Annotated in this window: 7 protein-coding genes; all 7 read right to left on the reverse strand. The window is 39.7% G+C overall.

Annotated features, from left to right (window positions below; all coding sequences use genetic code 11):
- A partial coding sequence (locus HMPREF1518_RS02625; RefSeq protein ID WP_033583963.1) for a G5 domain-containing protein occupies positions 1–1,382 on the reverse strand: 1,382 nt, incomplete at its 3' end.
- A 75-nt stretch (positions 1,383–1,457) separates the two neighbouring features.
- On the reverse strand, positions 1,458–8,735 hold the full coding sequence (locus HMPREF1518_RS02630) for an isopeptide-forming domain-containing fimbrial protein (protein ID WP_033583964.1): 7,278 nt from the start codon (positions 8,733–8,735) through the stop codon (positions 1,458–1,460).
- Positions 8,736–8,794: 59 nt separating this feature from the next.
- Positions 8,795–9,382, reverse strand: coding sequence for a TlpA family protein disulfide reductase (locus HMPREF1518_RS02635; RefSeq protein ID WP_033583966.1), 588 nt, complete (start codon positions 9,380–9,382; stop codon positions 8,795–8,797).
- 389 nt (positions 9,383–9,771) lie between these two features.
- Positions 9,772–11,118 carry a type I glutamate--ammonia ligase gene (glnA, locus tag HMPREF1518_RS02640; protein ID WP_001122897.1) on the reverse strand — a complete coding sequence of 449 codons (1,347 nt, stop codon included), beginning with the start codon at positions 11,116–11,118 and terminating at the stop codon, positions 9,772–9,774.
- Between the two features lie 36 nt (positions 11,119–11,154).
- Complete coding sequence (gene glnR, locus HMPREF1518_RS02645; RefSeq protein ID WP_000659550.1) at positions 11,155–11,511, reverse strand: transcriptional repressor GlnR; 357 nt, start codon at positions 11,509–11,511, stop codon at positions 11,155–11,157.
- The gene (locus HMPREF1518_RS02650) at positions 11,508–12,113 is read right to left on the reverse strand and encodes an FUSC family protein (protein ID WP_033583969.1); all 606 of its coding nucleotides are present in this window, start codon (positions 12,111–12,113) and stop codon (positions 11,508–11,510) included. The genes glnR and HMPREF1518_RS02650 overlap by 4 nt, the downstream gene beginning before the upstream one ends.
- A 133-nt stretch (positions 12,114–12,246) precedes the next feature.
- On the reverse strand, positions 12,247–13,834 hold a 1,588-nt coding region (locus HMPREF1518_RS02655), incomplete at its 5' end, for an SspB-related isopeptide-forming adhesin (protein WP_033583972.1).

The raw sequence follows: 13,834 nt of genomic DNA on the forward strand, positions 1-13,834 counted from the left end.
GGGGCTTCTACTTTCTTAGTTCCTACTTCAACGATCTCATCTACTGCTGGGGTGGTGATTGTGTTGGATTTCTCAACACGACCTGTTTCTACTCCATCTGTATAGGTAACTGTGTAAACGATAGTGCGAACACCATTTTCACCAGCTGTTTTCACTACACGAGTTCCTTCTGGAAGATCTGAATTGGTTACTTCCTTAGTTTGGAAGGTAACCTCCTCTGTCTTCGTTTCTTCCTTAGTGGTTACAACTGGGGCTTCTACTTTCTTAGTTCCTACTTCAACAATCTCATCCACTGCTGGAGTTGTGATTGTGTTGGATTTCACCTCGCGACCTGTTTCAACGCCGTCTGTGTAAGTGACAGTTTCAACAATCGTACGAACACCTTTTTGGCCAGCTGTTTTCACTCGGCGAACACCTTCAGCTAAGAGTGCATTTTCAACCTCACGAGTCTGAAAGGCAACTTCTTCAGTTTTGGTTACTTCCTTAGTGGTCACAACTGCTTTTGAACCGGTATAAGTAACCTTGTTTTTTGCAGCTTTCTTAGTCTTGCGTGAAACTTCTTTACGAGATTTTTCAACACCATCCACTTTTGTCACTTCATAAGTGACTTCATCGATACCTTCTTCACCTTCTTCAACACGCGTTTGACCTTTATCTAGTGCTGGGTCTGCTTTCGTTTCTTCTTTGAAAGCAACTTTCTCCTCTACAGTCACTGTTTCTTTGGTTTCTACAGCTGTTTTCTTAGTTCCAACTTCAATGATTTCTTCTACTGGTTCTTTAATTACCGTTTGGCTCTTTCTATCACGTTTTTTCTCAACGCCATTTACCAAAGTAACATCCCAAACAACTTTCTTCTGACCTTTTTCTCCCGCTTGTTTTACCTTTCGAGTACCTTCAGCGAGGTCTGCATTGTTTTCTGTCCGAGATGGGTAAGGAATCTCCTCAGTAGTTGTGACTTCTTGATGTTCTTCTTTTAAATCTCCCCCAGTGAGAAGCGCCTCAGCCTTAGCTTTTAAAGAATTGTAGCGAGCTTCAAGCACCGCAAAACTTTTTTGACCTTCTGGACTCTTCATTGCCTTCTTTGCAGTTTCAAAAAAATTCTTTGCTTCTTCTACGTCACCCTCTAGGAGTTCTTTATTCTCCTCATCTGGACTATCTGTAAAATCCTTAATTGAAGATTCTATACTATTAAGCATTCTTTTGAATGTATTTGCAATATTTCGCTCTTGTCCATCTGGAATTTCTTCATCTTCCGCTGGTGTCTCTTCCGCATGCACTGTTGGAATTTGATACAAGTCGGGAGCTACATGATAAGTAGCTACTCCAAGTGCATTTAAAGCAAGTATTGAAATCCCTAACTTTAATAATTTTTTTCTACTCATTATTCTTTCCTTAACACTTTCAATATACAGTAAGGAGAAGAGTAAAATTTTCTACTCTCCTCTTACTATATGATACTAACGTTCAGCTTTACGCTTCCAAACTAGAAGTCCAGCAAGTCCTAGAGCTAGGGCAGCAAGTACTCCAAAGATTGAAGAAGCTTCAGAACCTGTATTTGGCAATGTTTTCTTAGGTTCTGCAGGAGGAACGGTTCCACCTGGTGGCGGAGTTTGTGGTTTTTCTGGTGTTGGTGGTGTTGGTGGGAACACCACAACTTTGTTGGTAGTTTTTGGCTTTGGATTATGGTTAAAGCTTACTGTAGCTGTATTAGGCACACCAGCAGCGAATTGTGCAAAATCTGTTCCTTCTTTGAAGTTAGTGTAAAGTACAAGACGTACGGTACTTCCCTTCAAGGCTTCAAGAACATCCTTGTCGCTGATTTCAAAAGTCACAACATTGCTAGTTTCATCGTAAGTAACAGTAGCAATTGCTTCTAAATCTTTACCTACTAATTCACCACGATCATTTGAAGCCTTACTCAATTTATCAATAGCTGCTTGAAGCTTAGTTTGAGCTTCTTTTAGTTTCTTGATTTCATTTTCAAGTTTCTCTTGTTGTTGTTTTTTATCAGCTGGTGCCAATTCTGATTCTTTCTCAGCTGGTGCTTGAAGTTTAGCCAAGTTTTCTTCAGCTGCTTTCAACTCTGCTTCCAAGCTTGCAAGATCTTGACTTGGCTCGCTAGTTGCAGGTTTCTTATCTTCTGTTGCAGAAGAATCAGATGTAGCTGGAGTTGTTTCTTCAGCAGCTGTTGCTGGAGTAGCTGGTTGTGTTGCTTTAGCTGCTTCCAACTTCGCTTTCAATTCAGCTACTTTAGCTTCCGCTGCCTTGAGTTCTTCCTTCTTACCAGTCTCTGTTGAAGTCTCTTCTGTTGACTTGCCTGTCAAAGCTTTGAGTTCTTTTTCAGACTGTTCAAGTTGGACTTGAAGAGCTGCTTTGATCTTGTCAAACTGAGTATTTTCAACTTTAAGAGCGATTCGGTCTTTGTTGACTTTCAAGACTGAATTGATTTCATCCGTGATTGTAAAGCTAGTCAAGTCTGTCTTGATAAGACGACCGTATTGATCCTTCTTAGCATTTCCGTTTTCATCTACTGGATCTGTTGGAACCGGTGTAGTGATATCGAAGCGGAAGGTATCTAAAGCGTTTGGCAAGTGGTAGTCTTTATCAGGTTTAGATCCATCTTCTGGTCCAACAGACTTAGCTGGTTCACCTGGTGTTGGATCTGTTGGTTTTTCTGGGTCACGCGGTTTCACCGTTACTGGTTTTGTTTCCTTGTTACCAGATTGACCATTGGCATCCTTGAAGTTGACAGTTGCTTTGTTTGGTACCAATTGGTCCTTATAAGCTTTCAAATCGCTATTCGCTTTGAGTTTAGCTGGAATATACAATTGGATTTCTTTGAAACCTTTCAATCGAGCGAAATCTTTCACTTTCACAGTGACTGTATTTCCTTCAACACTTGTTTCAAGGGCACCATTTGCATCACGTCCATCTACATAGGCTACTGGTGTATCAGCGATTTCCAAGACTGGTTCGAGTGTATCTGTGACTGTGAACTCTTTGTACTTATCAATATCTTTTGGCAAAGTGGTATTGACATTATACATGTATGGTGCGTCGTATTCCACATCCAAGTGGTCCAAGGTACGATTAATCTTCTTAGAAATTTCTGGTTCTGGTTCTTTTGGAACGATTACCGGAACTTTATTCGAATCTTTGTGTAGCCCTGGTTTGTGTGGGAACTTCGCATCATAAGAAGCTGTATTTGGAACAGTGAATCCACGATCTGTTAGATATGGAGTCAAATCAGCTCCCGCTTTAATCTTCGCAGTGAAGCTCAATTCAACTGCTTGACCACCATTGGCTTTGACTTGTTCTTCTGTAAGAGTCAAGGTAATGGTTTGACCCTCTACCTTGATTTGGCCAGCGTCAAGCGCTTGACCATTCAAGCTCGCGTTTGCTGAACCTGCATAATCAAGAACAGATTCAAGTGTATCACTTACACTGAAGACTGTCGCATCTGTTGGAACACTTGTTTTCACGTTGTAGGTGAGGACTTGATCACGATCAGCGAGTGTTTCTTCAGCTTTCGTGTTGACATCTTTCTTGATTTCTGGCTCTTCTGGAGTCGGTGGCGTTACTGGAACTTCATTTGAATCCTTGATGAAGCCTGGTTTGTTTGGAAGATCTGCCTTGTAAGCTGCCTTGTTCGGAACCTTGATTGACTTATCTTCTGTTACATAAGCAGACAAGTTCGCGCCGGCTTTGATCTTAGCGTCGAATGTTAATTCAACTGCTTGACCGCCATTTGCTTTCACTTGCTCTTCTGTAAGTGTCAAGGTAATGGTTTGACCTTCTACCTTGATTTGGCTAGCGTCAAGCGCTTGACCATTCAATTTAGCACTTGAAGTTCCGGCGAATTCAAGAACGTCTACTAGGGTATCTGTGACTGAGAAGGCTGTCGCATCTTGCGCTACACTTGTTTTCACGTTGTAAGTGAAGACTTGGTCGCGTTTGCCAAGAGTTTCAGCTTCTTTGCCGTTCACATCTTTCTTGATTTCTGGCTCTTCTGGAGTCGGTGGAGTTACTGGGACTTCATTTGAATCCTTGTGATATTTCGGATTGTGATCGATGTCGTAAGAAGCCTTGTTTGGAATCTCAGTCTTACCATCTTTAGTCACATAAGCTGACAAGTTGGCATTATCTCTAATCTTAGCCTTGAAATTCACTTCAATAGACTTACCAGCATCTGCTTTTACAGAAGCTTCTGTAAAGGCAACTTTGATCACTTGGCCAGAAATTGTTACTGTCGCCTTAGATCCTGCATCCTCACCATCAAGTTTAACAGTAGCTGAAGCATTCTCACCAACAAATTCTAGAACTTCTTTCAACTCGTCTGTCATCTCAAACACAGTTGCATTGGCAGGCATTGTTGTTTTCAAAGTATAAGTAAATTCTTCATTACGTTTTGCAAGATCGTAACGTTCTGCTCCGTTTACTTCCTTCTTAAGCTCTGGAGTTGTTGTTGGCGGTGGAGTGACAGTGACTGGTTTTGATTCTTTCTTAGAATCTGGATTGTCATTAATGATGTAGCTAGCAGTATTTGGTACTACTGGCTTGTCTTTTGCTTCATTTGGATAAGCAGTCAAGAGAGAATCGAAAGTGATGCCGTCTTTAATCTTGGCATTGAATGAAACTTGTACAGCTTTACCAGCATATTGTTTCACTTGCTCTTTACCAAATGTGACCGTCAAACGTTGACCTTCTGTTGTTACAGTGAGGTCTTGAACAGCTTGGCCATCAACAGTGACCGTTGCTTCTCCTTCAAATGCCAATTCTTTGACGATATCATCTGAAATGGTGAAGCTATCTGCCACGTGTGGAACCGTTGAGTCAATCGTATAAGTAAAGATTTCTGATAACTTACCAAGATCTGCGTGTTCCTGACCATTCACCTTCTTCGTGATTGGTGGTGGTGTAACAGTGACCGGCTTGGTTTCTTTCTCACCTTGTTGGTCATTCTTGTTGGTGTAAGTAATCTTAGCTTTGTTCTCAATAGATGGAACAGTTGAGCCTTTCTTCACTTTGGCATGAATCACGAGCTCTACTTCTTGGTTACCGTAGTCACCCGCATTCGCAAAATCTTTCATCGTTGCAGTCACGGTTTGACCTTGAACTGTTACATCGAAGAATTTCGCTGCCGCTCCCTTGATTTCAGCTTGACCTGGAGTCAAGTTCTCATCCAAGGTATCTGTTACAACGAAGGACTTGTATGTTGTAATATCATTTGGCAATTTCGCTTTGATATTATAAGTAAAGTCGGTTTCTGCACCGATTGTTGCCTCTGTCAGTGTTTCGTTGATTTTCTTATCAACACCTGGTTCTGAAGGAGGGGTTACGGTGACAGGTTTCGTTTCTTTTTCTCCGCTATGATCGTTCTTATCTGTGAAGCTGAACTTCGCAGTATTTGGAATGTTGATACGAGTCACTCCATCATTGATCTTAGCTGGAATAATCAATTCCACTTCTTGACCAGCAAGGTCTGTAGCGTTCGCAAAGTCCTTCATCGTTGCAGTCACGGTTTGACCCTCAACTGTTACATCGAAGAAGGCTGTAGCCGCTCCTTTGATAACTGGTTTGCTTGAAGTTTCATTGATAACTGACAAATCTCCTTCAAGTGTATCTGTAATCACAAATTTCTTGTAATCTGTAATATCTGTTGGAAGTTTTGTCTTAATGTTGTAGTTATACGCTTGACCTGTCGCGATATCTAAGTGATCAAGGGTTTCATTGATCTTCTTCGTTACAGGAGGTGGCGTTACGGTGACAGGTTTCGATTCAACTTCTTTCTCTACATTATTCTCATTTGTAAAGGAAATAGAAGCCTTGTTTTCAATGGTTGTACCTGTCACACCATTTTTAACTTTTGCAGGAATGACTAGTTCAACAGTTGAGTATTTTGCAAGTTCACCAAACTGACCATCCTTCACCGTTGCCGTAATCTCTTGGCCATTGGTGTGGATATCAAAGAGGGCCGCTGCAGAACCTTTAATACTTACGTCGCCTGCAAGTTCCAAATTAGCATCCAGTGTATCACGAATCACAAATTTCTTGTAATTGGCAACATCACTTGGTACTGCTGTTGTAATGTTGTAGTTGTATGGTTGCCCATCAAACGTTTGGAAGCTATCCAAGTTTTCATTGATTTTCTTATCAATAGTTGGTTCTTTTGGTTTTGGTGGGGTAACCGTTACTTCGTTAGAAGTTTTCTTGATATCATTCAAGGCAACATCTGCCGTATTTGGCACTTTAACCTGACCATCTTTCTTGTACTTAGAAAGGTCAGCACCGGGGCGAATCTTAGCCTTGAAGGTCAATTCAAGGTATTGAACATCTTTAGTTTTACGACGCGTTACCTTACGTGAGATTTTTTCAAGTTGAGTTTTATCAAGAGTCAGTGAAACAGTTTGACCTTCAACTTTTGTAGCAGTTTTCAACTCAGTATTATCTTTTTCACCAAGTTTTACATTCAAGCTATCTGCCTGAACTTCCAACTCTGAAACAACTGTATCCGTAAGGCTGAATGTATCTGCAATGCCTGGCCATGGAACAGTCACTTTGTACTCGAAGAGTTCTTCTTCTGTCTTAAGATCTTCATGTTCCTTATTATTGACCTTCTTCGTAATTTCGGTATCAACTGGTGGTTTAACATAGACTGGGTTTGAGCGACGAATTGTACTTGGTTTGTCAGCTGTTTTAGCATGTTTACTTGGATCAGGATTATTATCCTCACCATTCCACATGATATTACCCTGATTCAGCAAACCGAAGCCATCATTATCCTGAAGAAGGGCCATGAATTCTTTGCTCGCTTGATTATTGCGATATTGCTCCTTCAAGCGAACCGTAATGGTCATTTTTGCTTTTTGAAGCACTAAGTATTCATAACCATTCACACTTGGTACATCAGCAACAACAACATCACGTTCGTTTCCGAGATCGTCATTTTGTTTCACGACACGAGTCAAGATTTGACCTTGTGGTCCAGAAGCATGATGACCTACAACTTCCAAACGATAATCAAGAGGGTCAGTCAGCATAACATTTTTCTTGAACTCATATGGAGCGTTGTTGAAGTTGTAATCTACTGTATAAGTAAATGTTTCGTCTTTGGCAGACAAGTTCGCTGCATAGGATGGTTTTTTAGTTAATTGAAGCGGATCTTCAATAGTACCAGTATCATTGCTTTGATCTTGGTCTGCAATTTTCTTGGTGGCACTTGGGTAACAGTATTCAAGTTTTTGAACTTCTACAGTTTCTTTCGAACCACCGATTGTTTCAGTCGCAAAATCACCAACTTTAAATTTACCAGTCAACTCAGGAACTGGAACTGTCTCCTTAACTGGTTTGTAGTCTGCAGGAGGGTCTTGCTCATCATCCTCATCAACTTGTTCAGCATGTGCTTCCTTACTCAAATCATAGTCAAACTTGTTGTTTCCTGGATTAAAGACACTCTCTGGAACAGAGATTGTAACCTTGTCTCCTTCTTGAACAATCTTACCACGAATTTCTTTCTTCGAATCGGTAACCTTTGATACAATCTTCTTACCATTAATTCGAACTGCATCTACCTTATATCCTGGAGTAACTTCAAACTCACCTTTGATATCTTCTTTAACCAGAGCAGCACCAACAGATTCTAGAACTCGACTTGAGAATTTATTGATATCGCTTTGTTCATTAACATAGAAGGAAACATCTTTTCCATTGATATTTTTAGCTGGAGAAGCCATCCCCTCCAATGCTTCATGGAAAATCTCTTGGACACTTCGGTTATCTCCAATATCAAAATATTTTGAATAACCTTCTTTATATGTGTCATAATACTGAGCTTTAGAGTTTGCAAAGATTGATACGTCTTCCCAGAAACCAACTACTACTGTTCCTTCAGAACCAACAACATTTTTAAGTCTTGTAGATGCTTCCTTAACCTCTTTCACACGCCCTAAAACGTTTTGGGATGCTTCAGTTAGCTCATTAAAATTCCAAGCACGTGTAAGAATATTATTACGATAGTCGCTGTACTCTAGACGGACCTTACCATCAGGGTCACGTTTCCCATTAGCAACACCATCCGTAATCAAAAGGAAGATGGTCTTACGACCGTTAGCCATATTCCCTTTTCTTTGATTATACTGAGCAATGACATCGTCAATAGCTGGAACTGTAGGGGTTCCTCCTGCTACCTTAATATTATCAATGAATTGATGGATATCATTTTGATTAGAAGACAAGTTACTTGCCTTGTATTTGTAATCATAGTCAGGTCCCCAACTACCATAAACATCTTTACGGCCTGTAAAATTGTTATTGTAGTAGTAGTTGTATCCATCTGCACCTTGGAAGGTTGCCATCATAACCCGGTCTGACGTATCTGGATTATTAGTCTTAACCAAACGTGGGTTATTTTCATCATACTCTTCTTCCTTCACAAATGTCGTCAGAGTTTTTAAAGCATTCTGGACATTTGGAATGGTGTTCTTAAATGATCCACTCGCATCCTGCAAAATTACCAAATCCACTGGTTTTCTAGGCAGGCGCCAGCTAATTTTTTCCGTTTTTTCAATTTTACGGGAACATCCATTTTGTGTTATCTTTGTATTTCCACCTACTTCAATAGTACTACCGCCTTCATTTGCTGCAGCGCTACCAAGTAGCTGTCCCATTAAGGCTAATGGAACAGATAAGAATAAAATGATAAACAATATGGATACCTTTTTAATGAAATCTCTCATTGCTATTTCTGAAATCCTATTGTGATTTCTTCTTCCCCCTTTTCTATAGTAGATATATGTTAGTTGAGTAATGTTTGCAACTCTTTAGAAAAGCTTTCCGCATCGGAATGATTAATCAATACATTTTTTACTTCTTGCTTTTTGGTTACAAAATACATACTTGGTATGGTCTGAACCTGTAATAGATCTGCCGCTGATTGATCTTCATCATAGTAATAAGGGAAAGTATATCCTTTTTCCTTAATGTATCGATCAGCACTCTCCTTCGTTTCTTTACCAGGTTCGTTCATATTTAGTAAAACAAAATTGATCTGTTCACCATACTTTTCATACATCTGCTGAACAATGGGTAGTTGTTTCTGACAATGAGGACACCAACTAGCCCATTCGACAATTAACATAGGTTTATCATACAGTTCTGAACTAGCAACCACTTTATCGTCTTGAGAAGTCATTTTAAATTCTGGAAGTTGTTGACCTTTTAGACTCAAGGCAGTATTGTTCTCAGCACTTGAAGTTGATTGCGAAACTGATGAAGTCCCTACTTCTCCGTCCTTAGCGGGTCTAGTATAATAAATCAAACCCACCGACAATCCGATGATGACTCCCACTGCTAAAAACGGAAGCCACCACTTATCTTTTTGCATAGAATCTCCTTTCCTTTTTGATGAAATATGGCGAGTACAGCTTGAGTAAATAATATAGTAAATAATTTATGAACCCTCCGAAACTCATCCATTCCAAAAAACATTTTATCATTTACTAATGAGTATTTCAAGAAATATGTTGTCAAATTGTAAACTTTTTCTTTCTCACGCTAAACCCGCCACACTACTGCATTAAATAGGTATAATGAAAATGATTGGACGTTATTTTCTAATTATTTTCAGAATATTATTTCTTTTTAATGCATAATTAACTCTTTCTTGTTTTCTATTTTTCTATATAATAACTATACTAAAAACAGCAACGAAATACATTTAAAAATTTGCAATAATAAAAAAGATTGCCCAATCAGACAATCTTTTTTATGTTCTTAATACAAATCAAGATAATTATCAACTTCCCATTGTGACACAAAGGTTGCATAGCTAGCCCACTCGATACGTTTGGCTTCAAGGAAACTAGTGTAGATGTGTTCACCTAGGGCTGCCTTGACCACTTCATCCTCAGTCAAAGCTTTCAAGGCGTTGTGAAGAGTTGATGGAAGGTCTGTAATGCCAGCTTCCTTACGCTCTTCCGCTGTCATGATGTAGATATTTTCTTCGATAGGAGCTGGTGCTTCGATTTTGTTTTCAATACCATGCAAACCAACTTCCAAAAGAACCGCCATAGCGATGTATGGGTTTGCCATTGGGTCCACTGAACGCAACTCAAGACGAGTTCCCATACCACGTGAAGCTGGTACGCGCACAAGTGGCGAACGGTTACGACCAGCCCAAGCAATGTAAACAGGCGCTTCATAACCTGGAACCAAACGTTTGTATGAGTTAACCGTTGGGTTCATGATGGCAGTATAGTTGTAGGCATGCTTGATCAAACCACCAAGGAAATGGTAGGCCGTTTCTGACAACTGCATTCCTTTTGGATCATTTGGATCAAAGAAGGCATTATTTCCTTCTGCATCAAACAAGGACATATTACAGTGCATACCTGATCCAGCGATACCAAATTTTGGTTTTGCCATAAAGGTTGCGTACAAACCATGTTTGCGAGCAATAGTTTTAACAACGAGTTTAAAGATTTGAATCTTGTCACAGGCACGGAGGACTTCATCATACTTGAAGTCAATTTCATGTTGTCCAACCGCAACCTCGTGGTGACTTGCTTCTACTTCAAATCCCATTTTGGTCAAGACATTAACGATTTCACGACGTGTATTGTCCGCAAGGTCTGTAGGTGCCAAATCAAAGTAGCCACCCTTGTCATTTACCTCAAGAGTCGGATCCCCATTTTCATCCAGTTTAAATAGGAAGAATTCTGGCTCTGGTCCAAGATTGAAGGATTTGAATCCTACTTCTTCCATATGGCGAAGAGCACGTTTCAAATTGCCACGAGGGTCACCTGCAAATGGTTTACCTTCTGTTGTATAGACATCACAGATCAAACCTGCAACACTTCCGTTTTCATCTCCCCAAGGGAAGACTGTCCATGTATCCAAGTCTGGGTACAAGTACATATCTGACTCATTGATACGTACAAAACCTTCAATAGAAGATCCATCAAACATAGCCTTGTTTGACAAGACTTTATCTAACTGTTCATCTGTAGCAGGAATTTCGACGTTTTTCATTGTTCCCAAAATATCTGAGAACATGAGACGAATAAAGGTAACATTTTTTTCCTTGACTTCACGACGAATATCTGCAGCTGTGATTGGCATGTTTTTTCTCCTTAATATATGACTACTTGCGATTGCCTAACCGCGACCAAAAGGTGAATGTGCTGAAGCAAAGCGTCCCTGCTGGAGGAGTTCATTATGAAGTGCGCGACGCACCTCCGTCTGACTCACCACTTTCTTGGACTTCGCCTCACGTTCAGCATATTTTTTCTTAATAGCAGCGATATTGTAGCCTTCAGAGATATAATCTTTGATTTCAAGCAGACGATCCATATCATTCAACGAATACATGCGACGGTTTCCTTCGTTTCGATCAGGTTTAATCAACTCTTGATCCTCGTAATAACGAATCTGACGCGCCGAGAGATCGGTCAACTTCATAACACTGCCGATAGGAAAAACAGCCATATTTCGGCGAAATTCTTTTTCCTTCATTTACATTTTCCTTCTTTCTGTCTATTATAGTCTAAAAAAAGACAAACGTCAATTAATAATGTCACAAAATGTAACATTATTTTTTTTTTCTCTAAAAAGAGATGAATACGATCAATATCATAATTTACGAGAATTGCGACAAAAACTCCCATAAAAGTTTCCGATACGCGCGCAAACACGTACAAAATTGTTTCACCGCTCGGTATTGATAGGGTAATGATTAACATAGCTGCTACACCACCAATAACCCCCGATTTATTATTCATGGCCACATTTGTCATAATGGTTAACATAGTGCATATTGGAACAACCACCAAGGTCACCCAAAAGGCTTCATGAAATAGGGTATTTAAGAGAAAAAAGATAAGGGCGTAGAAGCCACCGATACTATTTCCTAGAATACGTGAAGTTCCAAAATGGACGCTCTTATCAAAACTCTCCCTCAGACTAAAAACCGCTGTCAGAGCACCGATTTGAAGACCCTTCCAGCCAAAAAAGCCAAAAATCAAAAGAACTAGAAAAACGGCGATCCCCGTTTTGAAAGTCCGCATACCAAGTTTGAACTGTGACTTATCAAATTTATATTTTTTAAAATAACTCATAATCTCAACTTTCTACTACCATTTTAACATAAATTAGTTGATTTTATGAGTAAAAATCAATAGGAAGCGTTTTTAATTTCGGACTATAAAAAAGAGGAAACAGAGTTCCTCTTTTCTATTTAACTTTTAGAGCTTAGTTGCTTTCGTCTTCTTTACGTTTCAATTGACCAAGTCCTAAAACTCCTACTAAAGCTGCCAGACCAAGATATGGCATGTAGCTTGAATCATTTGTACCTGTTTGAGGTAGAGTAGGGTTCCCTTTTGGATTTGGATTAGAATTAGGAGTTGTTGGCTCCTCTGGTTTCTTAGGTTCTGGCGTTGTCGTACGAACTGTATTTGAGGCGTAAGCAACTTTGTTCACAGTATTTACATAGGTATTTTCAAAGGTTCCGACAGCAATTCGTTTCATTTGAATATAAGTCTCAGCCTGGAATGGAGAATCCAACTGAATCTCTTGAAGGAATTCTTCCTTGAAGCGAATGGTAATCATTCCTTTATCTTGGTCATGTTCAACCTGTGTTTCAGCGGTTAAGTCTGTCCCTGCCTTGATAACACGACCGTCTTTCAATCGGATATCAACCTTGGCAAGAACTTTATAGTTTCCAGTGTATTGATCACCTTTTTGGTCATAATCATCTACAAAACTATAGTCACTCAAGTCCTCAGAATGATTTTGTGGAATCAAACCACCAATTAAACGATAATTGAAGTACTGGTTCAATGGAATTGTTTGGCCATCGATATTGTCACTGCTTGGATCCATACTGATTGTCACATCTTTTTTAGGTGTGATTTTTGGTACGTTGTTGACAACTACTTCTGTAACATAGCCATTTCCAAAATCAATTTGGTAGGCTTTGTTTTCATACTTACCACCCGTTTGACCAAATTCAGGTTTAACTGTCATCGGATCTGTGATGAGCAATGATTTTCCTGCTGCCACATAGTTCTTGTAGAATTCAGCTGGATTATCAGCTGAGAAGAGTTGGAAAGCACCTTTAACAGTGATGTTGGCTTTCTTCAACAGCTCTTGAATCTTCTTAGGAGCAGCTTCTAAACTATCATATTGTTGAACACTGATACCTAGTACAAGATTGCCCTCTAGATCACGGATCTTAACCAATTCTGGTTGAAGGGTTAAGGCTTCTTCTGGATAATCATCCACATAGTAGAAACCATTTTGAATCGCTTCTTTAGAAGATTTATCTCCCTTGTATTGGTCCAAATCCCATGTGAGTTCATAGTAGTTCGTTGAACCAGCTAGAACTTCTTTGCCATCAATATTCACACCTTGCTTGTTCTTGTTAACTTTCAAAGGCTTGATGTAGTTGTTATTTGGATTGTCAGGATCATTTGGTTTACCTGGAGTCGTTACACGAACAATATTTGACTTAACACCGTAGGCATCGTTAACTGTCAATGTAAAGTTATTTGTATAAGTTGCCCCATCATTCAAGACACGACCAACAACCGTTGGATAAAGAGTTTCAACAGGTTTAGTTAAATCAGCATTGTATGTTGCCAATGTCTCATCAGTAGCCTTAAAGGTTACAGTGTGACTAGCTTTGTCATAGCTTGTTTCAAAACCTTTGCTTGCAGCCTTGGTTGCTTCCAAATCAAACTGATAGCCAGTTGGAAGTGGATCTACCAATACAAATGAAGTTGTTTTTGGACGACCAGCTGTCAACGCTTCTGTTTTCAACTCAAACTTCACTACAGAC

This window comes from Streptococcus sp. SR1, assembly GCF_000526075.1.
Classification (GTDB): domain Bacteria; phylum Bacillota; class Bacilli; order Lactobacillales; family Streptococcaceae; genus Streptococcus; species Streptococcus halitosis.

Bases quoted from the DNA above. Each gene is read 5' to 3' on its own strand.
- HMPREF1518_RS02630 (WP_033583964.1), bottom strand. From the start codon at position 8,735: ATGAGAGATTTCATTAAAAAGGTATCCATATTGTTTATCATTTTATTC.
- HMPREF1518_RS02635 (WP_033583966.1), bottom strand. From the start codon at position 9,382: ATGCAAAAAGATAAGTGGTGGCTTCCGTTTTTAGCAGTGGGAGTCATC.
- glnA (WP_001122897.1), bottom strand. From the start codon at position 11,118: ATGCCAATCACAGCTGCAGATATTCGTCGTGAAGTCAAGGAAAAAAAT.
- glnR (WP_000659550.1), bottom strand. From the start codon at position 11,511: ATGAAGGAAAAAGAATTTCGCCGAAATATGGCTGTTTTTCCTATCGGC.
- HMPREF1518_RS02650 (WP_033583969.1), bottom strand. From the start codon at position 12,113: ATGAGTTATTTTAAAAAATATAAATTTGATAAGTCACAGTTCAAACTT.